The sequence below is a fragment of the Streptomyces sp. NPDC002446 genome, from assembly GCF_053595675.1.
This window is the reverse complement of sequence record NZ_JBSFYC010000036.1, coordinates 49298-69830: the sequence shown is the minus strand read 5'-3', so window position 1 is coordinate 69830 and position 20533 is coordinate 49298. Positions and strand designations below refer to the sequence as shown.

The 20533-nt window shown below is 73.6% G+C and carries 21 protein-coding genes; 9 read left to right on the top strand and 12 right to left on the bottom strand.

All coding sequences use genetic code 11. The features are described from left to right. Nucleotides 1–10: 10 nt before the first annotated feature. The 5 genes from ACWD6P_RS21290 to ACWD6P_RS21270 form a co-directional block, all read right to left on the bottom strand. Nucleotides 11–1216, bottom strand: coding sequence for a hypothetical protein (locus ACWD6P_RS21290; RefSeq protein ID WP_451445695.1), 1206 nt, complete (start codon nt 1214–1216; stop codon nt 11–13). Then, on the bottom strand, nt 1213–1461 hold the full coding sequence (locus tag ACWD6P_RS21285) for a hypothetical protein (protein ID WP_451445694.1): 249 nt from the start codon (nt 1459–1461) through the stop codon (nt 1213–1215). The genes ACWD6P_RS21290 and ACWD6P_RS21285 overlap by 4 nt, the downstream gene beginning before the upstream one ends. A gap of 58 nt (nt 1462–1519) precedes the next feature. Further along, on the bottom strand, nt 1520–3301 hold the full coding sequence (locus ACWD6P_RS21280; protein ID WP_451445693.1) for a DUF3492 domain-containing protein: 1782 nt from the start codon (nt 3299–3301) through the stop codon (nt 1520–1522). A 234-nt stretch (nt 3302–3535) separates the two neighbouring features. Continuing rightward, nucleotides 3536–4936, bottom strand: coding sequence for a DUF3152 domain-containing protein (locus ACWD6P_RS21275; protein ID WP_451445692.1), 1401 nt, complete (start codon nt 4934–4936; stop codon nt 3536–3538). A gap of 8 nt (nt 4937–4944) precedes the next feature. Then, a complete protein-coding gene (locus tag ACWD6P_RS21270; RefSeq protein WP_451445691.1) occupies nt 4945–5976 on the bottom strand; it encodes an alpha/beta fold hydrolase in 1032 nt (343 codons plus the stop codon). A gap of 172 nt (nt 5977–6148) precedes the next feature. Here ACWD6P_RS21270 and ACWD6P_RS21265 point away from each other — a divergent pair, with 172 nt between their 5' ends. The 4 genes from ACWD6P_RS21265 (at nt 6149) to ACWD6P_RS21250 (ending at nt 8084) form a co-directional block, all read left to right on the top strand. After that, the gene (locus ACWD6P_RS21265) at nt 6149–6367 is read left to right on the top strand and encodes a hypothetical protein (protein WP_451445690.1); all 219 of its coding nucleotides are present in this window, start codon (nt 6149–6151) and stop codon (nt 6365–6367) included. 148 nt (nt 6368–6515) lie between these two features. Beyond that, nucleotides 6516–7157, top strand: a complete 642-nt coding sequence (locus tag ACWD6P_RS21260; protein WP_451445689.1) for a TetR/AcrR family transcriptional regulator — start codon at nt 6516–6518, stop codon at nt 7155–7157. A gap of 115 nt (nt 7158–7272) precedes the next feature. Next, nucleotides 7273–7500: a DUF3107 domain-containing protein gene (locus tag ACWD6P_RS21255; RefSeq protein WP_451445688.1), complete on the top strand. Its 228-nt coding sequence runs from the start codon at nt 7273–7275 to the stop codon at nt 7498–7500. A gap of 293 nt (nt 7501–7793) precedes the next feature. Continuing rightward, nucleotides 7794–8084 carry a hypothetical protein gene (locus ACWD6P_RS21250; protein ID WP_451445687.1) on the top strand — a complete coding sequence of 97 codons (291 nt, stop codon included), beginning with the start codon at nt 7794–7796 and terminating at the stop codon, nt 8082–8084. Nucleotides 8085–8135: 51 nt separating this feature from the next. On the opposite strand, the gene ACWD6P_RS21245 is transcribed toward ACWD6P_RS21250, so the two are convergent. Next, a complete protein-coding gene (locus ACWD6P_RS21245) occupies nt 8136–8873 on the bottom strand; it encodes a ferritin-like fold-containing protein (protein ID WP_451445686.1) in 738 nt (245 codons plus the stop codon). A gap of 526 nt (nt 8874–9399) precedes the next feature. Between ACWD6P_RS21245 and ACWD6P_RS21240 the strand changes: the two genes are divergently transcribed. Both ACWD6P_RS21240 and ACWD6P_RS21235 read left to right on the top strand, forming a co-directional pair. Next, complete coding sequence (locus tag ACWD6P_RS21240; protein ID WP_451445685.1) at nt 9400–11604, top strand: DEAD/DEAH box helicase; 2205 nt, start codon at nt 9400–9402, stop codon at nt 11602–11604. A 110-nt stretch (nt 11605–11714) separates the two neighbouring features. Continuing rightward, complete coding sequence (locus tag ACWD6P_RS21235) at nt 11715–12581, top strand: alpha/beta fold hydrolase (RefSeq protein ID WP_451445684.1); 867 nt, start codon at nt 11715–11717, stop codon at nt 12579–12581. A 6-nt stretch (nt 12582–12587) separates the two neighbouring features. Here the strand turns inward: ACWD6P_RS21235 and ACWD6P_RS21230 are convergent, their stop codons facing one another. Continuing rightward, nucleotides 12588–13751: a hypothetical protein gene (locus ACWD6P_RS21230; RefSeq protein ID WP_451445683.1), complete on the bottom strand. Its 1164-nt coding sequence runs from the start codon at nt 13749–13751 to the stop codon at nt 12588–12590. Nucleotides 13752–13914: 163 nt separating this feature from the next. On the opposite strand from ACWD6P_RS21230, the gene ACWD6P_RS21225 reads away from it, so the two are divergent. Beyond that, nucleotides 13915–14376, top strand: coding sequence for an SRPBCC family protein (locus tag ACWD6P_RS21225; RefSeq protein ID WP_451445682.1), 462 nt, complete (start codon nt 13915–13917; stop codon nt 14374–14376). A 14-nt stretch (nt 14377–14390) separates the two neighbouring features. Here ACWD6P_RS21225 and ACWD6P_RS21220 read toward each other — a convergent pair whose 3' ends face one another. Then, complete coding sequence (locus ACWD6P_RS21220; protein ID WP_451445681.1) at nt 14391–15317, bottom strand: NYN domain-containing protein; 927 nt, start codon at nt 15315–15317, stop codon at nt 14391–14393. Nucleotides 15318–15518: 201 nt separating this feature from the next. On the opposite strand from ACWD6P_RS21220, the gene ACWD6P_RS21215 reads away from it, so the two are divergent. Beyond that, nucleotides 15519–15671, top strand: coding sequence for a hypothetical protein (locus ACWD6P_RS21215; RefSeq protein WP_099871903.1), 153 nt, complete (start codon nt 15519–15521; stop codon nt 15669–15671). Between the two features lie 84 nt (nt 15672–15755). Here the strand turns inward: ACWD6P_RS21215 and ACWD6P_RS21210 are convergent, their stop codons facing one another. The 4 genes from ACWD6P_RS21210 to ACWD6P_RS21195 all read right to left on the bottom strand — a co-directional run bounded on the left by ACWD6P_RS21210 (nt 15756) and on the right by ACWD6P_RS21195 (nt 18871). Beyond that, complete coding sequence (locus ACWD6P_RS21210; protein ID WP_451445703.1) at nt 15756–16361, bottom strand: MarC family protein; 606 nt, start codon at nt 16359–16361, stop codon at nt 15756–15758. Between the two features lie 143 nt (nt 16362–16504). Next, the gene (locus tag ACWD6P_RS21205; RefSeq protein WP_451445680.1) at nt 16505–17359 is read right to left on the bottom strand and encodes a PHP domain-containing protein; all 855 of its coding nucleotides are present in this window, start codon (nt 17357–17359) and stop codon (nt 16505–16507) included. Nucleotides 17360–17480: 121 nt separating this feature from the next. Continuing rightward, nucleotides 17481–18119, bottom strand: a complete 639-nt coding sequence (locus tag ACWD6P_RS21200; RefSeq protein WP_451445679.1) for a DUF6758 family protein — start codon at nt 18117–18119, stop codon at nt 17481–17483. Between the two features lie 167 nt (nt 18120–18286). Further along, nucleotides 18287–18871 carry a suppressor of fused domain protein gene (locus tag ACWD6P_RS21195; protein ID WP_451445678.1) on the bottom strand — a complete coding sequence of 195 codons (585 nt, stop codon included), beginning with the start codon at nt 18869–18871 and terminating at the stop codon, nt 18287–18289. Between the two features lie 511 nt (nt 18872–19382). Here ACWD6P_RS21195 and ACWD6P_RS21190 point away from each other — a divergent pair. After that, nucleotides 19383–20507: a magnesium and cobalt transport protein CorA gene (locus ACWD6P_RS21190; protein WP_451445677.1), complete on the top strand. Its 1125-nt coding sequence runs from the start codon at nt 19383–19385 to the stop codon at nt 20505–20507. Nucleotides 20508–20533 lie beyond the last annotated feature (26 nt).

Below are 20533 nucleotides of genomic sequence, written 5' to 3'. Positions count from 1 at the left end.
GCAGGGGTGGTCACGGCCGGGGCGTCCTTGCCGGGCCGGCGGCGGGCGAGTGCGCGCAGGCGCCGGTGAGCGCCCGCAGCCCGTAGACGAGGAGGCCGAGGGCGGCGGCCGTACAGGCCACGGCGGGCACCGCCGCCGGACCCGCGGCGCCGGCCAGCGCCTCCACCGGGACGGCGAGCGGGTCCAGGCCGGGCAGCCGGGCGGTCAGCACCAGGGCCGGCGCGAGCGCCTCCAGGGCGGCGGCCGAGGCCATGCCCGCGGCGGCCGCCTCGGGGAAGCCGTGCGCGGCGAGCAGCCGGGCGAGGAAGAGCAGCAGGCCCAGCGCGGTGGCCGCGGCCACCGCCACCGGCCCGCCGCCCCCGAAGAGCGCCCCCGCGCCGAGGAGCAGCGCCACCAGGGCGCCCAGGAAGAGCGCGGTGGCGGCGAGCAGCAGCGGCCGGAGACGGGCGGCGAACTCCCCGAGGCCGCGGCTGGCGGCCAGGCCGCGCCGGCCGCGCAGCGCGAACCAGCGGGCGCAGCCGGCGGCGGGGAGGACGGCGAAGGCCAGCGCCAGGGCGGTGGCGACGGCGGCCCTCGGGTGCGCGTACGGCAGGTCGGGGCCGCCGGCCAGCAGCTGGCCCAGCAGCCAGTCGCCGCAGACCGCGTACCCGGCGGTCCAGGCGACCCACAGGCCCGCGGTGCGCGATCCGGTGCCGTGGTGGCGCGCCCGCAGCGGCCCGGACCGTACGGCCAGCCGGACGGCGAGCGCCAGCAGCACGACACCGGTCACGCCGACGGCCAGACGGAACACGGGAGTTGCGGTGTCGTCCAGCGAGGCGAGGGCGGCGACCACCGCACCGCAGACGGCGCCCGGGAGCAGCTGGAGCACCGCGCCGCAGCGCCCTCCCCACCCCCGGCCCCACCCCGCGCCGGCTCCCCGCGTGTCCTGCTGGGCGCGCGGCACGCGGGCGTAGAGCTCCTCCGCGAGCGAGAAGACATCGCGGTGCCGGAAGCGCGCGGCGGTCCGGTCGGTGACACCGTGCGCCTCCAAGCCTGCGGCGATCTCCAGCGCGTCGACGGCGTGGGCGCACAGCTTCTGGTGACGGTGCATCAAGGCACGTACGGGGTCGGCGGGGCCGCGGCGCACGGGCCGGGCGCCGGGCCGGCCCCCCGTGGCCGTGCGGCCCTCCCCGGTGGCGCCGGGGGCGCGGGTGGTGCCGCCTTCGGGCGCGGTCATACGCCGTCCCCCTTCCCCGGGGCCTGCGGACGGCCGCCCTGTCCGGGGCGGAGGCCACCGGCGCGCTCCCGGGCCGGGCGGCCGGGGCGGCCTCCCCCGAGGACCTTTTGCCCCAGGGGGGACTCCCATCGGCGCAGCCCCTCCCGGTTGCCGGCGTGCGCCACATCGGCCATACCGGTGACCAGCGCGACGCCCACCACGCCGACCACACACATCACGTCCAGCACACCCGTCACCACTGCCATCACCCTCACGCTCACCACGCCTGCCTCATCGCCTTGCACCCCTGTCTCACCGGCCGTCTCATGTCTCGGACATCGCCGGCACCCCGGCCGACCGCCTCCCCTCCGGTACCGCCCAGCTCGGCGTACGGCCGGCCGGCCTGACCGCCCTGGCGGCGCCGGTCGCGGCCCACCGGCCGGGGACATGGGATTCGGCGGGTCGGGCGAAGGGCTGCGGGACGCCCTGTGCGTCCAGCACGCGGTGGTCGGCCGGGCGGGCCGGGGCGCGCGAGATCAGCTCCAGGTAGATGCCACGAAATGCCGCGGTGTTCTGCTCGACGGTGAACAGTTCGAGCGCCCGCGCACGGGCCGCCGCCCCCAGCCGGGCCCTGCGGTCCGGGTCACCGAGCAGCGCGCGGCACGCCTCGGCGAGGGCGCGGGGGTTGCGCGGCGGGACGACCAGCCCGGTGCCGCCGATGACCTCGCAGACCGCGCCGGCATCGGTCGACACCGTGGCACGGCCGCTGAACATCGCCTCCACCAGGGAGCGCGGGAAACCCTCGACGACGCTGGAGAGCACCACCACCGCGGCGGAGGCGTAGGCGTCCGCCAGGGTCGGGGCCTCGGGGCCGCCGATCTCCTCGAAGCTGACCGGGTTCTCGCCGACGGTGCGGGCGTCGGCCGCCTCGTCCGGGAAGAGCTGGGCGGCCAGCGACCGGCAGTGCGCGAGGTAGCCGGGCGCCTGCGGATCACGGCCGACCCCGCCGATGATCCGCAGCGTCGCCTCCGGCTCGGCCCGGTGGACCTCGGCGAACGCGTGCAGCAGCGCCACCAGGTCCTTGGCGGGCTCGATGGCGCCGACCCACACCAGCGTCCTGGAGTCGTCCGCCGGGGCGTCGGCGACCGCGGCGAAGGGGGCGGCGTCCATGCCCGGGTAGACCGTGCGCAGCCGGGCCCGGTCGGCGCCGCAGTGCTCCTGCCAGCGGCGGACATGGGTGTTGCCGGGGGTGATCAGGTCGGCCCGGGCGTAGGTCTCGGCGGCCAGCGCGCCCTGGAAGGCGGCGAGCAGCGCCCGCACCGGAGCGCTCAGCGGGGCCGCTGCGCGTGCGAGGTAGTGCTCACGCAGCCGTACGCCGCACTCGGTGACCAGCAGCGGAGTGCCGAAGAAGCGTTTGGCCAGCAGCCCCGGGAGGGCCGCCGCGCCGCCGGAGGTGGCATGGCAGAGGTCCACCCCGTCGAGGCCGGGGGCGTCCCGGTCGCCGTACCAGTCCAGCGACAGCGGGCGCAGCGCGAGTTCGAGCTGTGCGGCGACCGCCAGCAGATCGTTGACCTGTGCGCCGTGGACGGCGGGCAGGGCGCGGGGGCCGCGGCAGGCCCGCTCCAGGATGCGCACGGCGTCCTCGGAGCGGAGCAGGGCGGGCACTCCGCCGTGCTCCCGGGCGCATTCGGCAAGCCCGTAGAGACCGGTGGCGAAACGGTCCGCCTTGCTGGTCACAGAGTTGTCGGGGGTGTCGCCGGACCCCGTCGGCAACGCCCCCGCCGAGGCCGTGGCGAAGGCCGCCACCAGTTCGCCGAAGTGCTCGGCGAAGCGGCGCCGTGCCCGCCGGCCGGGGGCACGGCCCCGGCGCTCCTCCGCGCCCCGGAGGTGCCCGGCGGGGAAGTCGCCCCACAGGGGCGCGCCCCGTACCAGCCGCACGTGGCCGGGAGGGGCGGGTCCGCCCGCCGCCTCCTGACGCGCCTGGTTGCTCAGGGCGTAGACCTCGAAGTCATGGCCGGTGAGCCCGCGCACGAGCCGGTCGCACCACGCATGCGCCTCACCGGTCGCGTACGGATAGCCACCCTCGGTGAGCAGTCCAATGCGCACGACTACACCCCCGTCCTCCCTTATCGGCGTCCCTGGCGGAACGGCCGCACGGCCGTCATCTGCAGGAAGAAGCTATGCAAAAGGGCCGGTGGCGCGATGGACGGTTGTCCGTCGCGCCACCGGAAGGGGTGAAAGCACGTAACTTTCGCCCCACAGGGGCGTTTCGAGGCGCTATGTGATCGCTACGCCACAGGAAGCCCAGGGTGCGGGGCATACGGACAACGCCCCGTCAGCTCACCGCTGGGTGGGAAACGGCCAGGAGTTGGGCCGGCAGGTGGCCCCGTCCGTGGTCAGGAACTTCGTCTGCTGCATCATCACCGGGGCCAGTGCGCCCTGACGGGAGCAGGCCTCGTGGTCGTGCCCGAGCCGGTGGCCGACCTCGTGGTTGATCAGCATCTGCCGGTAGGCGAGCATCTTGTCGCGCCCGTAGGTCTTGGCGCCCTGCGCCCACCGGTAGGCGTTGATCATGACCCGGTCGGTCGCCGCCGAGTCGCAGGAGACATTGTCCTCGGTGGTGTCGAGACCGGACTTGGCGCACCACGTCGCGGTGGTCCCCGGGCTCGCCAGCGTGATCACGAAGTCGGCGGTGCCGGACGCCACCCGCTGGAAGGTCCGCTGCCCGCCGTGCGCCCAGCTCCGTTCGTCATTGAGGGTCTTGTGCACCGCCTCGGCGAACAGCTCGCCGTCCAGCGGCAGTCCGTCCTCGACGTCGACGCGGTAGCGCAGCACCTTGCCGTGGCCGGGCGCCTTGGCGTCGCCGCCGGCCGGCGTGAACCGGCCGCTGCCCGTCAGATCCGCGGCCAGCGGGAAGACCTGCGCCATCTTCTCGCCGTAACCCGCCGGCTTGGCGTCCTGGGTGGGCCTGCTCTGCGACCTGGAGGCCTCGTCACCGACCCCCTCGGTACGGTCCTCGCCGCTGCTCGCCTGCGGGTCGCCGCCGTCCTTGTGCTGGTCGGCGACCTGGCCCGCGATGACGACGGCGAGCACGGTGGTCACCGCCGCGGCGGCCGCGCCGGTGAACGTCCGGCCCTTGCCGCCCTTCCTGGCGCCGTGCCGCGACTCCGCGTCGAAGGCGTCCTCGACGTCACCGGCCAGGTCCTGGTCTGCCGGGTCCTGGTCGGCCGGGTGGACCGCCTCGTCAGGCTCGCCCCGATCGAAGACCACCGAACGCCCGGTGAACCGGCCGCCGGGAGGTACGGCCTGCGCGCCCGGCACGGCCTGCGCGCCGGGGGCACCCGCCCGGAACACGTCGTCGTCGGCCTCGTCCGGGCCGGGCCCGCCGTAGGCGTCGAAGGCGTCCATGTACTCGCGGCGCGGCCCCGGCCCGTCGCCCGGCGCGGCCAGCGGACGGGAGCCGTACATCTCGGTGCGGGGCCGGGGAATCCTCGGCGCGGCCTGTCCGGGCGCCATCGGGGGCGCTCCCGCCCCCGGGAACGCACCCCAGCCGCCGCCCGGTTCGCGCTGCTCGGGGTGCCCGCCGCGCACCGTGTCGCCCTCGGCCGGCTCACGCCTGCGGCGCCCCGGACCGGGCCCCGGTGCGGGTGCCCGGCCGCCCGACGGTCCGCCGCCGGGCGCGGCGGCGGTCGGCGAAAGGGCTTCGGTCTCCGGCCGGCTTCGGCGGCTATGGCGTCCCACGGGGCGTGTCAGCTCCTGCCCGCATCAGCGGTCACATCGGTCACTTCACTGTCGAGCAGGTCGCGGACGGCCCGCGCCACTGCCTCCGGGTACTCCATCATCGCCACATGTCCCGCCTCCGGCAGCGTCAGCAGCCGCGAACCACGGAACGCCGCGGCCGCCCGCCGCGCCATCCGGAAGGAGACCAGGCGGTCGCGTCCACCGTAGACGAGAAGCGTCGGGGCGAGCACCCGCTCTGCCTGACGCCACAGGTTGTGCTGCCCGCCGAGCGTGTAGGCGTTCACCAGAGCGCGCGCCGAGCGCTCCATCACGTCCCAGAAATAAGGGAGTTCGAGCCGCCGGGCGTACTCGTCGACCGCCGCGTTGAACCCCTCCGGGCTGACCCGGCCGGGGTCGCCGTAACAGAGCGCCAGCACCTCGCGCGTACGGCGCTCGGGCGTCCAGTCCTCGGTGAGCCGGCCGAAGAGCCTGGCGATGCCGGGGACCGCGAGCAGCGCCGTGGGCACCGCCGTCAGCTGCGGCCGCAGCTCGGGCAGCGCCGGGGAGATCAGCGTCAGGGTACGGACGAGGTCGGGGCGCGCCGCCGCCACGCGGGTCGCCGCGGCGCCCCCCATGGAGTTGCCGATGAGGTGGACGGGGCCGCGCCCGGCCGCGTCGAGGTAGCGGATGATCACGCGCGCCTGTGCGGAGACCGAGTAGTTGCCGTCGCGCGGCGGCGGCGAGTGCCCGAATCCGGGCAGGTCGAGTGCCTCGCCGTCCACCCGGTCGGCGAGCAGCGGCATCAGGCCGGACCAGTTCTGCGAGGAGCCGCCGAGGCCGTGGACGTAGAGCGCGGGCTCCCGGCCCGGCGCGGCACCCTCGTCGCCGGCGCCGTCCGCCGCGCCGCCCTGCCCCGCGGCCCCGGCCGGCGCCCGCAGGGCCAGCGTCAGGCCCGTCAGGGTCACGGTGCGCACCGTCTCCGCCGCGCCGCGCCGGCCGGGGCCGGCCGGGGGCACCGGGAGGGCGGCGGTCGCGGTGTCCGGCGACTCGGTCGAAGACATGGGGTCGATGTTACGAGACGATCACGCCCCCGATTGTGTGTTCGCGGTCACACTCCGCATCGCGCTGCTGCGGCGGCTCTCCTAGGCTCGTAGACAGGGGCAGCCGCCCCCGGGCCCTGCTTTCATGCCTGGCGCCAGCCGACGAACTGAGTCCGCGAGAAAGGGAGCCACCATGCGCGTCGACCCGACAGACCCGGACACTTTCGAGGACGAGAGCGAAGCCCCCGAATTTGACGTGGAGGCGCCGGAAGCGGACGCCGCGGAGCAGTACGCCGACCTCGAAGCGCACCGCGACGAACCGCTGACCGGCACCGACCCGGACACCGCGAACGAGGCGGATCGCGCCGAGCAGGCGCGCGTCGTCGAGCTCAACGAAGACGAATACCGATGACCTGGGACGTTATGTCGGGTTGCCGAAGCGGTACCGGACAGAAATTCTCACCCTGGACGGCACACACCCGGGTTACCCAAAAGTACGATGGCGGGCGCGGTGCACCACCTTGTACAGACCGCGTACGGAACGATTTCTGGGAGGCAGCGTGAGCGCCATCGAGCAGACCGAGGCGGCGCGCCCGCGGGGCACTCGCCTGCCACGCCGAGCCCGGCGCAACCAGCTTCTGGGCGCGGCCCAGGAGGTCTTCGTCGCACAGGGCTACCACGCGGCCGCCATGGACGACATCGCCGAGCGGGCGGGCGTCAGCAAGCCGGTGCTCTACCAGCACTTCCCGGGCAAGCTGGACCTCTACCTCGCGCTGCTGGACCAGCACTGCGAGTCACTGCTGCAGTCGGTGCGCTCGGCGCTGGAGTCGACGACCGACAACAAGCAGCGGGTCGCGGCCACGATGGACGCCTACTTCGCGTACGTGGAGGACCCGGGCGGCGCCTTCCGGCTGGTCTTCGAGTCGGACCTGACCAATGAGCCGGCGGTCCGCGAGCGGGTGGACAAGGTGTCGCTGGAGTGCGCCGAGGCCATAAGCGCGGTGATCGCCGAGGACACCGGCCTCTCCCAGGACGAGTCGATGCTGCTCGCCGTGGGGCTGGGCGGGGTCTCCCAGGTGGTGGCGCGCTACTGGCTCTCCTCCGGGAGCCAGGTTCCGCGGGACACCGCGGTGCAGCTGCTGACCTCGCTCGCCTGGAAGGGCATCGCCGGCTTCCCGCTGCACGGAAGCGACACGCACTGACCGTGTTCGCTGCTGGCGTGGTGCGCGGCGTCCTGCGCGTCCCCGTACCGGGCTAATGTGTGCTGGGTACAGCGCGGATGGCCGCGCCCCAACTGACCGTCGGAGGGACAAAGCCGTGGAGGTCAAGATCGGCGTGCAGCACGCGCCCCGCGAGATCGTTCTGGAGAGCGGGCAGTCTGCCGAGGAGGTCGAGCGCGCGGTGTCCGACGCGCTGGCCGGCAAGTCGGACCTGCTGAAGCTGGCGGACGAACACGGCCGCAAGGTCCTGGTCCCGGCGGACCGGCTGGCCTATGTGGAGCTCGGAGAGCCGGCCGGCCGCAAGGTCGGGTTCGGCGCGCTCTGACCGGCGGGACGCCCGCCGCGGCGCCCGCGAACAAAGAGGCACCAAGGGGCGGTGGCCCGGAGACTCTCCGGGCCACCGCCCCTTTCTCCGTTCCACCGGTCCGGATGTGCGCAGATCAGGCCGTTCGGGTCGGCCCGGCTGCGCTGATCAGGCAGGGGACCCGCGGCGGGAGGGTTGCTGTCGCCGCCCCTTGGGTACGACCGCCTACGACCGATTTGTTCGTCCGATCGGCGCCATGCCATCGGCATCTCGGTCCTGGCATGCGGGCACGCCGTCACGCGGGAGGGAACAGCATGATCTGGGAAGCGCTCGGAGCCGTGCTCATCGGCTTGGCCATCGCCCTGTCCGCCGTGCGCTGGCTGCCCGACCGCCTTCCGGCCCGCACGCTGACCCTGGCGACGGGCCCGGTGGCGGCGCTGCTCGGCGCCCTGCTGACCCGCTCGATCCTCGGCCCCGGGCACCCCGTCCAGGTGCTGTTCGCCGCGGTCGCGGTGGGCGTGGCGCTGCTCTCGGTCCTGGTGCGCCCGCCGCGCCACCGTCTTCGGCGGCCGGCCACGCCGCTGAAGGGGCACCGGACGGCCTGAGCCACCCGGCGCCTTCGTCAGCAGGTCACCGTCCTCCTCGGCACCCGGCCGTCAGGCCGCGAGCCCCAGCGCCGCCATCCGCTTGGTGTGCGCCTCGGTGATCCGGGAGAACATCCGGCCCACCTCGGCCAGGTCGAAACCGTCGGCCACCCCGCCCACCAGCATCGTGGAGAGCGCGTCACGGTCCGCGACGACCCGCTGCGCCTGCGAGAGCGCCTCGCCCATCAGCCGCCGCGCCCACAGCGCGAGGCGCCCGCCGACCCGCGGCTCGGCCTCGATGGCCGCCCGCACCTTCTCGACGGCGAACGACGCATGCCCGGTGTCGTCGAGGACGGCCAGCACCAGATCGCGGGTGTCGGAGTCGAGCCGCGCTGCGACCTCGCGGTAGAAGTCACTGGCGATCGAGTCGCCGACATACGCCTTGACCAGGCCCTCCAGCCAGTCCGACGGCGCCGTCTGGCGGTGGAACTCGTCCAGTGCGGCGGCGAACGGCTCCATGGCCTCGTTCGGCTCCGCCTCGATCTGCGCGAGCCGCTCCCGCAGCCGCTCGAAGTGGTGGAACTCGGCCGAGGCCATCTTGGCCAGCTCGGCCTTGTCGTCCATCGTCGGCGCGAGCTTGGCGTCCTCCGCCAGGCGCTCGAAGGCGGACAGCTCGCCGTACGCGAGTGCGCCGAGCAGATCGATCACGGCCGCCCGGTACTGCGGGTCGGCGGATGCCTGCGCCCAGTTCTGGGCGGCGATCCCGGTGTGTTCTTGCGCGTCAGCCGCGGCGTTGTCAGGCGTTCCCATGACCGGCACAATAGCCCGCCGGGCGGCGCGCGGAAGGCCCTGGTCAGCCAGTTCCGTCCGGCTGCGGGAACCGCCCCGGGGACCGGCCGCGGGCACGTCGGCCGGACGTGATGTATTCCTCACTCATACAAGCCTTCGGATGGGTACGCGTTATCCGGGGTACAGTGGTATTGGACCTGCCGGTAACCGGTGGGTCGCTCCACGAAGCGGATGCCCGGTCGGTGGCCCGATCGGCTCCAAACCGACCGCCCTCCCCCGCGGCGCGTACGAGACGTGCGCACAGCAGGAGGGACACCGCTCGCGGCAGGAGTGCCTGAGCGTTGGCAGTGGTCCCGCTCCATCGGCCGTCATCAGGCCGACCCGTACGAAGCCGTACGACGGAGCGGTACGACCCCCTTCGCCGCCTCCCACCGCGTCTCACAGAAGAGGCAAGACTCTGTCTACGTTCCGAGACCTTGGGATTTTCCCCGAGACGGCCGAGGCCCTGGAGGCCGTCGGCATCATTTCCCCCTTTCCCATCCAGGAGATGACGCTCCCCGTCGCCCTCTCCGGCAACGACGTCATCGGCCAGGCCAAGACCGGCACGGGCAAGACCCTGGGCTTCGGCCTGCCGCTCATCGAGCGCGTCACGGTCCCCGCGGACGTCGAGGCGGGCCGCTCCAAGCCCGAGCAGCTGACCGAGGCGCCGCAGGCCCTCGTGGTCGTGCCGACCCGCGAGCTGTGCACCCAGGTCACCAACGACCTGCTCACCGCCGGCAAGGTCCGCAATGTCCGGGTCCTGGCGATCTACGGCGGCCGGGCCTACGAGCCGCAGGTCGAGGCGCTGAAGAAGGGCGTCGACGTCGTCGTCGGCACGCCCGGCCGGCTGCTCGACCTCGCGGGCCAGAAGAAGCTGGACCTCTCGCAGGTGCGCGCCCTCGTCCTGGACGAGGCCGACGAGATGCTCGACCTGGGCTTCCTGCCCGACGTCGAGAAGATCATCCAGCTGCTGCCGGCCAAGCGGCAGACCATGCTGTTCTCCGCGACCATGCCCGGCCAGGTCATCTCGCTGGCCCGCCGCTACATGTCGCAGCCCACGCACATCCGCGCCACCGCGCCGGACGACGAGGGCGCCACGGTCGCCAACATCACCCAGCACGTCTTCCGCGCGCACTCCATGGACAAGCCGGAGATGGTCGCGCGCATCCTGCAGGCCGAGGGCCGCGGTCTGGCGATGGTGTTCTGCCGTACGAAGCGGACCGCCGCCGACATCGCCGACCAGCTCTCCCGGCGCGGCTTCGCGTCCGGCGCGGTGCACGGCGACCTCGGCCAGGGCGCCCGCGAGCAGGCGCTGCGCGCCTTCCGCAACGGCAAGGTCGACGTCCTGGTCTGCACCGACGTCGCCGCCCGCGGCATCGACGTCGAGGGTGTGACGCACGTCATCAACTACCAGTCCCCCGAGGACGAGAAGACCTACCTGCACCGCATCGGCCGTACCGGCCGGGCGGGCGCCAAGGGCACCGCGGTCACCCTCGTCGACTGGGACGACATCCCGCGCTGGAAGCTGATCAACAAGGCGCTGGACCTGCCGTTCGACGAGCCGGAGGAGACCTACTCCACCTCGCCGCACCTGTACGAGCAGCTGCACATCCCCGACGGCACCAAGGGCGTGCTGCCGCGCACCGAGCGCACCCGGGCCGGGCTCGCCGCCGAAGAGGTCGAGGACCTGGGCGAGACCGGCGGCCGCGGCCGCGGCCCCCGCCGGGGCGGCGCCGTGGAGGAGGAGCGCCCCAAGCGCACCCGTACGCCGCGGCAGCGCCGCCGTACCCGCGGCGGTGCTCCGCTGGACGGCCCGGCCGCCTCCGAGGCGGCAGAGGGCGCGGCGTCAGCCGCTCCGGTGGAGCCGGTGCGTGCACCGGGCGGGTCGCCTGCCGAGGACGCGCAGGCCGCCGAGGCGCCGCGGCAGCCGCGCCGGCGCCGCCGTACCCGCGGCGCGCAGACCGCGGTGGCAGCGGCCGTACCGGCCCCGGCCGCCGAGGCGACGGCCACCGCCGCCGTGGTGACCGAGGCTCCGGCCGAGCCCGCCAAGCCGCGCCGCCGCCGTACCCGTCCGGTCCGGCCGGTGGACACCGCGACCTTCCAGACCGTCGAGACCGCGGCGATCGCGCTCGCCGCGCAGGCCTCGGCGGCGGTCGCCGAACCCGCCGCGGTGACGGAGCCCGTCGAGGCGCCGGCCAAGCCGCGCCGCCGTACCCGCAGCGCCGCCAAGGCCGCCGTGGAGACGGCGCCGGCCGCGGTGACGGAGACCGTGGCCCAGGCCGCGGACACCGTGGTGGACGCGGCGCCGGCGAAGCCGAAGCGGACCCGCAAGACGGCCGCCGCCAAGGCCGCCGAGGCCGCGGTGGAGACCGCCGAAGGCGCGACCGAGGCACCGGCGAAGCCCAAGCGGACCCGTAAGGCCGCCGCCGCCAAGCCGGCCGCGGACGTCGCGGAGGCCGCGGACACCGCCGAGGGCGCTGAGGCGGCCCCGGCGAAGCCCAAGCGGACCCGCAAGACGGCCGCCGCCAAGGCCGCCGAGGCCGCGACGGCCACCGCCGAGGGCGCGACCGAGGCACCGGCGAAGCCCAAGCGGACCCGCAAGGCCGCCGCCGCCAAGCCGGCCGCGGACGTCGCGGAGGCCGCCGAGGCCAAGCCGGTCCGCCGCCGGACCCGGGCCAAGGCCCCCGCCGCCGAGGCGACGCCCGAGAGCTGACGCGCAACGCCCGGCGACCCGGCCCCGCTCCTGGACGAGTACGTCCGCGGGTGCCGGGTCGTCGGCGTTCCCGGCCCGGTTTCACCGCCCCGCCCGGCTAACCTCGTCCCATGAGCAGGCCGCCCACCCTCACGCTGCCCCCGTGCGCCCGTGCGTACCGACTCGACACCGAGCGCGGTGCGTTCGCCGTGCACGACGCCCGTCCCGACGGCGCGCCGATCGGGACCGCCTTGCTGGTGCCCGGGTTCACCGGCAGCAAGGAGGACTTCATCGCCTTGCTGGCGCCGCTCGCCGCGGCCGGGTTCCGGGCGGTCGCGGTGGACGGCCGCGGCCAGCACGAGTCCCCCGGCCCGCGCAGTGAAGTGGCGTACGCACAAAGGGAGTTGGCCCTCGACGTACTGGCCCAGGCGCGGGCCGTGCACGAGCCCGGGAGCGGTCCCCTGCACCTGCTGGGGCACTCGCTGGGCGGGCTGATCACCCGGGCCGCGGTGCTCCTGGACGCCGCCCCGTTCCGCTCGCTCACCGTGCTCAGCTCCGGGCCCGCGGCCATCGAGGCGTCCCAGCAGGCCAGGGTGCGGATGCTGATCGAGGCGCTCGGCACGCTCGACATGGAGAGCATCTGGCGGGCGATGCGCGAGCTGGACCCTCCGGAGGCGGCGGACGCCTCGACGCCCCCGGAGATCGGCGCGTTTCTGCACCGCCGTTGGCTGAACACCGTCCCCGAGCAGCTGATCGCGACCGGCCGTCAGATGCTTCAGGAGCCCGACCGGGTGGCGGAGCTGGCCCGTACGGGGCTGGCCGCCCATGTGGTCTCCGGGTCCGTCGACTACGCCTGGCCGGTGCCGTGGATGGACGCGATGGCCGAACGGCTCGCCGCCGCGCGCACCGTCATCGAGGGCGCCGAGCACTCCCCCAACGCCGAGCGCCCGGAGAAGACGGCCGAGGCGCTGACGGGGTTCTGGAGCGGGGTGGGCTGAGACGTCCTACTCCGCCGGCGCTGCCGGAGGGCCGGGGTTGGGCGGCGGTGCCGCGCCCGGCCCGCGGACGCCCGCCAGGAGCGCCTGCCCCTGCTTGTCGACGAACTGCGTGAAGATCTGCTGCGAATAGCCGAAGACGATGGCCCACGCGATGATCTGGGCCGACGAGTCGAGGGCGGTCAGACCGGGGACGAACCCGCCGCGCATCAGCAGCAGCCCCAGCACCGCCGTCAGCGCACCGGTCGGCAGCTTCAGCCACGCCAGCGCCACCGGTACGTCGTAGGGCGTGGCCGTGCCGCTCATACGGCGCAGTGCGGAGGCGGCGGCGATGGCGGCTGCCAGCAGCCCGACGATCTCCACGACCACGTAGTTGAACTCGATCGCGGGCAGATCCCTGAGGCCGCTGGGTTGCGGGGCGGACATCAGCTCATCGCTGCTGGCCACCGAGCAGACGGTCACGAACCGGGGGCCGCCCTCGCCGCCCTGGACCGGCGGGGCTTCCGGCGTGAAGCACAGGGGCACCACCCACGGATAGAGGAAGCCGAGTACGCCGACGAGCACCGCGAGCACCCCCAGCGCGACGGCGACGTACTTCACGATGCGGACGAAGCTGCCGACGCGTAACCGGTCACGGAGGGCCTGCTGCCGGGCGACGTTCACCGCGTCGAGGATCGCCTCCACATCCGCCGGGGTCGGGGGGCGCTTGTGCACCTCCTTCCAGATGTCCTCGGCCCTGGCACGCCGGGGATCCTTCACCGGGAGGTGCTCCCTGACGAGCGCGACGAGTCCCGGCAGAAGCGGCGCGACCTCTTCCGGTTCGATCATGCGAAGGAGCAGATCGCGTGCGCCGTCGACATGGATCTGCGCCGCGCTCAGATGCGCTCCGGCCAGGTGGCCGGGGTGCTGCGCATGGCTGAGCTTCTCCCGCGCGTCGTCGAGCGCCCTGCGGACGTCGCCGGCGAGCCGCGCCGCGTCCGGCCGGAGCGGCTTGGCCTCCAGCAGCGCTTCGAGCTCGCTGATGCCGGCGCGGAGCACCTCCCTCAGCTCCCACGAACTCTTCTCCCACTTCTTCTCGCGGCTCCGCCGCCGCGCTGCGCGCCACCACTCGACGGGGTGCCGGAAGAGGGAGACCCCGGCGTCGAAGCGGGGCGCGGGGTGCCGATCGGTCATGCAGACGACCGTCGCAGCTGCCGGCGCGGGGCGCGCGGCAGCGATGCGCCGACCGGGCTAGAGCATGTCGTGGGCGCGGACCGGTTCGGCGAGCATCCAAGGGCAAGAGGGCGGGCGGCCACCGGCGCCCGGCCGGCACCGGCTTCGTACGAAGGGCTCGACCATGACCGACACCTCCCGGGACGACCCGCACGGCATCGCGCTCAACCGGAGCTTCGACGCCCGCCGCGAGCTGGTCTTCGAGGCCTGGACGAGGCCGGAGCACTTCGCCTACTGGTTCGGCGGGGAGCTGGCGGTGCCGGCCGACCGGCTGACGATGGATGTGCGGCCGGGCGGGACCTGGAGTCTGGTGATGCTCACCCCGGAGGGCGGCGAGCTGCCGTTCTCCGGGGTCTACCGGGAGGTCGCGCCGCCCGAGCGGCTGGAGTTCACGATCAAGGACGCCTCCGCGCCGCGCAGCGCCGAGGGCGAGCTGGTACGGGTGACCCTGACGGATCTCGGGGGCCGTACGGAGATGGCCTTCCGGCAGATCGGCGGCAGTCTCAGCGGCGAGCAGTACCGGCGGGCGGAGGCGGGCTGGGCGGGCTTCTTCGACCGGCTCGCCGAGCTCCTCGCCAGGGCCTGAGCCGTCGGACACCCCTAGTACTGGCCCTGAACGTGGTCCCAGAAGCCGTCGCGCAGCACCCGGCGCAGGTCGGCATGGCCGCGCAGGGAGTGCCGCAGCAGCGCCTCCGCGGCGGTCAGCAGTTCCTGGTCGACGGTGCCGGGCAGATACGGGTGGCCGGGCAGGAGTTCGGCCACCCGCTCGCGGCCGCGCTCCGACAGCCACTGCGCGGCGACCTGGGCCCCGACGAAGCGGACCTCCTCGCGGCTGGGCGCCGGCCCGTCGGCCGCCGCCTGGTCCGGGTGTTCGGCGCCGGTGCGCCGGGTGACGTACGGCTTGCAGAAGTCCAGGTCGAAGATGCGCGCGCTGTCGACCTCCCACAGCAGCGGCTCGGCCTGATTGCGGCCGCCCGGAGCTTCGATGCCCCACAGATGCACCCGCGCGCCGTAGCCCTGCGCGGACTCGACCGCGGAGACCAGGTCCTCGTCGCCGCCGATGAGCACCGCGTCGCTGATCGCGCGGTGCCGGGCCAGTGACTCCAGGTCCGAGCGGATCAGGGAGTCGACGCCCTTCTGCTGGTTGTTGGCGTTGAGGTTGCCGAGCCGGACCTTCACGTCGGGCAGCTCGGCGATCCGCTGCTGTTCCTGGGTGTGGATGCGGCGGCGGGCGCCGTCGTACCAGTAGACGCGCAGCAGCCGGCTGTCCGGGAAGATCATCCGGGCCTTGTCGATGAACGCCTCGATGATCCCCTCGGCGTCCAGGCCGAAGCCCTTGCGGTCCTCCGTCCCGGCGACCAGCCTCCCCGCCGCGGCATAGACATAGCCCGCGTCCACGAAGGCCGCGTAGGTGGACGAGGTGGTGGCGGCCTTGGCGAGGACGTGGGTGAGCAGCTCGTTGGTGCGCTCGATCCCGGCGGCGAGCGCGGCGAGGTCGGTGGGGCCCGTGGGCGGGACGTCGTTCATACGGGACCCATTGTCCGGGCGCCCGCTCGGCGGGCACAAGCGCTCCCCAGAGCAGTACTTAGACCGTCGAAATTTTTCTTTAGCGTAGGGAATGATTGCAGGGTGCGGCTCGTTGTACACATACGGAGCGCCTGGCAGCGAAGCCACGCGAGCCACACCATTCAGTTCTCCGCAGGAGGATCAGACGAAGGGAGAAGCCGTATGCGCTTCGAGATCATGCGCCTGGACGATGTCGACGGCACCGCCGTGGACAGCACCGTCGTGGACGCCGCCTCCGTCAACCGGATCGTGCAGCAGGCCGCAGCCATAGGCCAGCGCATCTACATCCGCCCGGCCGACACCGCCGCCCGCTAGTACCGACGCCCGCCCGTAACGACGCGGCGGCGCCCCCGTACGAACACGTCGTACGGGGGCGCCGCCGCGTTGCCGTCCTGCGGATCAGGCTCCCTCGATCACCTGCAGGACGCCGTTGATGATCTGCTGCACGGCGAGCGCGGAGAGCATCATGCCCGCCAGCCGGGTCACCAGGACCACCCCGCCGTCCTTGATCACGCGGATGATCACCAGCGAGAACCGCATCACCAGATACAGCACGACATGGATCGCCACGATCGCCGCCCAGACGGAGAGCTGCGCCTCGAACCCGTGCGCGTGCTGCACCGCGAGGATCACCGAGACGATCGCGCCCGGCCCGGCCAGCAGCGGCATGCCCAGCGGGACCAGCGCCACATTGACGTCCTTGGTCTGGGTCGGCTCCTCCGACTTGCCGGTCAGCAGGTCCAGCGCGACCAGCAGGAGCAGCAGTCCGCCCGCGATCATCAGCGCGGGCGTGGAGATGTGCAGCCGGCCCAGGATCTGGCGGCCGAAGAGCCCGAAGACGGCGATGACGCAGAAGGCGACGGTGGCCGCCTGCCAGGCCATCCGGCGCTGCACCTTGGCCGGCCGGCCGGAGGTCAGGGCCAGGAAGATCGGAGTGATCCCCGGGGGGTCCATGATCACGAAAAGCGTGACAAAGAGGGTACTGAAGACGGCGACGTCGAACACGGTGAAGGCCTTGCGAGAGGTGGTACGGGCGAGCGGGTCACGGGCCGGCGGCGGGGCGCGGGCCCGGGGGGACATGCGCGCCCGTAGGAGGACGCGCAGGGCCGTGGGGAGAAGGGGGAAGAGGGAAAGGGGCCGGGCTGCCCTCAGCCGCCCGCGCCGGGAACGGGGAAGGCACCGGTGGCACGGCGCACAATCTCGCCGTAGATCTCCGGGTCGGTGGTGTACTCACCGAGGCGGCAGGTCTTGCGGCTGCCGTGGTAGTCGCTGGAGCCGGTGGTCAGCAGCCCCAGGTCGGCGGCCATCCCGCGCAGTCGCGCACGGGTCGGCGCGTCGTGGTCCATGTGGTCGACCTCGATGCCGTCGAGGCCCGCCGCGGCCAGCTCGGCTATCGCGCTCTCGGGCACGCAGCTGCCGCGCTTGACGGCCAGCGGATGCGCGAAGACGGTGACCCCGCCCGCGGCCTTGACCAGCCGGATCGCCTCGAACGGGTCGAGCTCGTGCTTGTGCACGTATGCCCGGCCGTCGTTGGCGAGCCACTCGGAGGTGAAGGCGTCGGAGACGGAGTCGACGACGCCCAGCTCGACGAGGGCGGTGGCGAGGTGCGGCCGCCCCACGGCGCCGTCGCCGGCGATCCGCGCGACCCGCTCCCAGGTGATCGGCACGCCCAGGTCGCGCAGCTTGGCGACCATGGCCCGGGCGCGCGGCACCCGGTCGTCGCGCACCAGCTCCCGCTCGCGGGCGAGCTCCGGCTCCTGGGGGTCGAAGAGGTAGGCGAGCATATGGAGGCTCACCCCGTCGAGCCGGCAGGAGAGTTCGGCGCCGGTGACCAGCGTCAGGCCCGCGGGCAGCGCGGCACGCGCCGCGGCATGGCCGCCGACGGTGTCGTGATCGGTCAGCGCGACGACGTCCAGTCCGGCGGCGGCGGCGTTGCGCACCAGCTCGGCGGGGGTGTCCGTACCGTCGGACGCCGTGGAGTGGGTGTGCAGATCGATGCGCACGACGCGGACTCCAGACTGCTGCGGGGACGGACAGGGGACCCCAGAAGGATAACCGGGCGGCCCGGACGGCCCCCGCCCGGCGCGGCGGCCCGGCGGCGGCCCGCCCACGCGGGGCCGGACCTCAGCTCAGGATCCGCGGCGACAGCGCCCCGCACGGCAGCAGATCCACCTCGGCGCCCGCCTCGCGCAGATCCGTCAGCACCAGCTCGTCGTACATCAGCAGCCCGGCCTGCTCGGGCCAGGCGATGGCCCACAGCCACAGCCCGCGGGCCTCGCCGGCGAAGACCGCGCGGTCCGACGGCACGCCGTCGACGTGCCACAGCGCCGTCGGACGGCCCGCGGCGAGCACCTTGCCGTGCGGCTTTTCGTCCACCCGCATATGGGGGCCGGGGTCGGGGCCGTCGATGCCGGCATAACGGGCACCCAGGCCGACGCCCAGCTCCTCGGCGATCAGCAGGAGTTCGCCGGGGCCGCCGAGCGGTCCGGGCCCCGTGCAGGCCACCGCCGTCGCCCGGCCGCCGCTGCGGTCGTCGCCCGCGCACGCCACGCCGGTGAACAGCCAGCCCACCGGCAGCGGCCAGGGCATCCACACGGGAACCTGCGCACGGTGCACGACGACACCGAGCGCCTCGACACTCGGCGGGACGACCGGCTGGAGCGGGTGCACGGTGCCGTGTACGGCGCACTGCCAGGTGTCGGAGAAGAGACCGGGCGCCCTCACCCGGCCTCCGCACTTCGGGCAACTGGGTTCGCCCCTCATAAGGACCAACGGTCCTCCAGCCCCGCCGCCGCGTCAAGGACGATCACTCGACCGGTGTGCCCCGAATCACGTGCGCGGCCCCGCATTTGGACCGCCCTCCGCGGCCCGCGCGCCGGTCCGCATCCACAGGGTGTCCGGGGCTTAGGTACGCGGTGCCGTCCGCCGGGTCAGTCGAGCGGCACCCCCGCACGCAGCGGGTCCCGCAGGTCCGTGCCGTGCCGCAGCCAGCGCTCCCGGAGGGCCTCGGCGCCGTGCACCCGCTTCCAGGCGGCCTCGTTGGGCGTCATCGGCAGCAGCGGCAGGAAGCGGACCGGGTCCATCGGCTCGTCCAGCTCCAGGTCCTCGATCAGACCTCCGGGCTCGGCCACCAGGACCGAGGTGAACGCCGCCCCCGGCCACAGCGGCCCGCCCACGTCCAGCGAGGCACCCGGCGCCACGATCACCCCTTCGACCTGCGGGGACGCGGCGAGCACGGCGAGCGCCCGCAGCACCTTGTCGGTGTCCGCGCGGCCGCCCCGTACGGACAGCACGAGTTCGGCGCGCGGGCCGCGCAGCGGGTCGGCCAGCACGGCCGTGGGGTCCGCCATCGGCGCTGCGGACATCCCGAGCGTGGCGTACCTCACCACCCCGTCGTCCACGAAGCGGAGCACCTCGATGCGGTCGGTCCCCAGGAACGTGACGGCGGCGCGCGCGTCCGGCTCGCCCAGGCTCGTACGCAGCCGGGCTTCGACCAGCTCAAGAACGTCAGACATGCCGCGAGCATAGGCCGGACCCCCGCCCTCAACGAGCCTGCTCCCGGCCCCGTTCGGGGGAGCCGCGGCGCGGCACGGCGGGCTTCGTATCGAACAGGCAAAACGGCACCGGAACGCTTCAGGCGGCTGATAGCCTGGCCGTCTGGTCAGGGAATGACGTCGTCCCCCAGCGGGGACCGGCCGGAGGAGGTGGGGCTGCGGTGGATCCGAGTCGACCGTGCAGTACCGATAGTTCTCCCGTCATCCCCCTCGCGCAGCGCAGCTCCTGATCCGAGAGCTTCCGTACCCCGCCGTTGAACGGCGAAACACAGGAAGCGCCTTTGCGCCGGACGAGATGACGGAAGAGCGCCTTCGACTCTTTGTCCGTGTCTCTGCGAACTGCCGTCACTGTTCCGCACGGAGCGCCGCCCGCTTTGCGGACGTACAGCCGATGAAGCCTCGTACGTCCACGTTCCGGGCAGCGCTGCGCCCCGCGCCCGCAGCTGACGGCCGGCCCGTGAAGGAGCCTGCCATGTCGATGATCCGCGACCTGCGCGCCGCCGTACGCCCGTCCCGGCGCCGCGACGAATCCCCCTACCGCTACGCCGAGTCCACCCCGGCCTGCCCGAACAGCGCCATCGTCGACTGCGGTGTCTACCGCGAGGGCCGCCGGGTGAGCGACCACGTCAGCCCGGCCGAGGCGATGGCCCAGGTACGGGCCGAGGGCGGCTTCGCCTGGATCGGGCTGCACGAGCCCACCGAGGCCGAATTCGCCGGTATCGCCAAGGAGTTCGGGCTGCACCCGCTGGCCGTCGAGGACGCCGTGCACGCCCACCAGCGGCCCAAGCTGGAGCGCTACGACGAGACCCTGTTCACCGTCTTCAAGACGGTGCACTACGTCGAGCACGCCGAGCTGACCGCCACCAGCGAGGTGGTGGAGACCGGCGAGGTGATGTGCTTCACGGGCCGGGACTTCATCGTGACCGTGCGGCACGGCGGCCAGGGCTCGCTGCGCGCGCTGCGGCACCGGCTGCAGGACGACCCGGAGCTGCTGGCCAAGGGGCCGTCCGCGGTGCTGCACGCCATCGCCGACCAGGTCGTCGACGGCTATATGGCGGTGGCCGGCGCGGTGCAGGACGACATCGACGAGGTGGAGATCGACGTCTTCAGCTCGGGGACCAACGGGAAGGGCGGCAAGGGCTCGTCCGCGAAGGGCGGCGACGCCGGGCGGATCTACCAACTCAAGCGCGAGGTACTGGAGTTCAAGCGCGCGGTGTCCCCGCTGCTGCGGCCGATGCAGCTGCTGAGCGAGCGGCCGATGCGGCTGGTCGACTCCGACATCCAGAAGTACTTCCGGGACGTCGCCGACCACCTGGCGCGGGTCAACGAGCAGGTGCTGTCCTTCGACGACCTGCTCAACTCCATCCTGCAGGCCAATCTCGCCCAGGCGGCGGTCGCGCAGAACGAGGACATGCGCAAGATCACGGCCTGGGCGGCGATCTTCGCCGTGCCCACGATGATCGCCGGGATCTACGGCATGAACTTCGACTACATGCCGGAGCTGAAGTGGAAGTACGGCTACCCGGCGGTCCTGGTCGTCACGGTCGCGATCTGCTTCGGCATCCACCGCGGCTTCAAGCGCAACGGGTGGCTGTGACCCCGCCCCGTCTCAGGCCCTGGGCG

Excerpts from the sequence above, each read along its gene's own strand:
- ACWD6P_RS21200 (WP_451445679.1), bottom strand. The coding sequence starts at position 18,119 with ATGAGGGGCGAACCCAGTTGCCCGAAGTGCGGAGGCCGGGTGAGGGCG.
- ACWD6P_RS21285 (WP_451445694.1), bottom strand. The coding sequence starts at position 1,461 with ATGGCAGTGGTGACGGGTGTGCTGGACGTGATGTGTGTGGTCGGCGTG.
- ACWD6P_RS21250 (WP_451445687.1), top strand. The coding sequence starts at position 7,794 with ATGATCTGGGAAGCGCTCGGAGCCGTGCTCATCGGCTTGGCCATCGCC.
- ACWD6P_RS21230 (WP_451445683.1), bottom strand. The coding sequence starts at position 13,751 with ATGACCGATCGGCACCCCGCGCCCCGCTTCGACGCCGGGGTCTCCCTC.
- ACWD6P_RS21265 (WP_451445690.1), top strand. The coding sequence starts at position 6,149 with ATGCGCGTCGACCCGACAGACCCGGACACTTTCGAGGACGAGAGCGAA.
- ACWD6P_RS21240 (WP_451445685.1), top strand. The coding sequence starts at position 9,400 with ATGACGCTCCCCGTCGCCCTCTCCGGCAACGACGTCATCGGCCAGGCC.
- ACWD6P_RS21195 (WP_451445678.1), bottom strand. The coding sequence starts at position 18,871 with ATGTCTGACGTTCTTGAGCTGGTCGAAGCCCGGCTGCGTACGAGCCTG.
- ACWD6P_RS21245 (WP_451445686.1), bottom strand. The coding sequence starts at position 8,873 with ATGGGAACGCCTGACAACGCCGCGGCTGACGCGCAAGAACACACCGGG.
- ACWD6P_RS21190 (WP_451445677.1), top strand. The coding sequence starts at position 19,383 with ATGTCGATGATCCGCGACCTGCGCGCCGCCGTACGCCCGTCCCGGCGC.
- ACWD6P_RS21220 (WP_451445681.1), bottom strand. The coding sequence starts at position 15,317 with ATGAACGACGTCCCGCCCACGGGCCCCACCGACCTCGCCGCGCTCGCC.
- ACWD6P_RS21270 (WP_451445691.1), bottom strand. The coding sequence starts at position 5,976 with ATGTCTTCGACCGAGTCGCCGGACACCGCGACCGCCGCCCTCCCGGTG.
- ACWD6P_RS21215 (WP_099871903.1), top strand. The coding sequence starts at position 15,519 with ATGCGCTTCGAGATCATGCGCCTGGACGATGTCGACGGCACCGCCGTG.
- ACWD6P_RS21235 (WP_451445684.1), top strand. The coding sequence starts at position 11,715 with ATGAGCAGGCCGCCCACCCTCACGCTGCCCCCGTGCGCCCGTGCGTAC.
- ACWD6P_RS21225 (WP_451445682.1), top strand. The coding sequence starts at position 13,915 with ATGACCGACACCTCCCGGGACGACCCGCACGGCATCGCGCTCAACCGG.
- ACWD6P_RS21290 (WP_451445695.1), bottom strand. The coding sequence starts at position 1,216 with ATGACCGCGCCCGAAGGCGGCACCACCCGCGCCCCCGGCGCCACCGGG.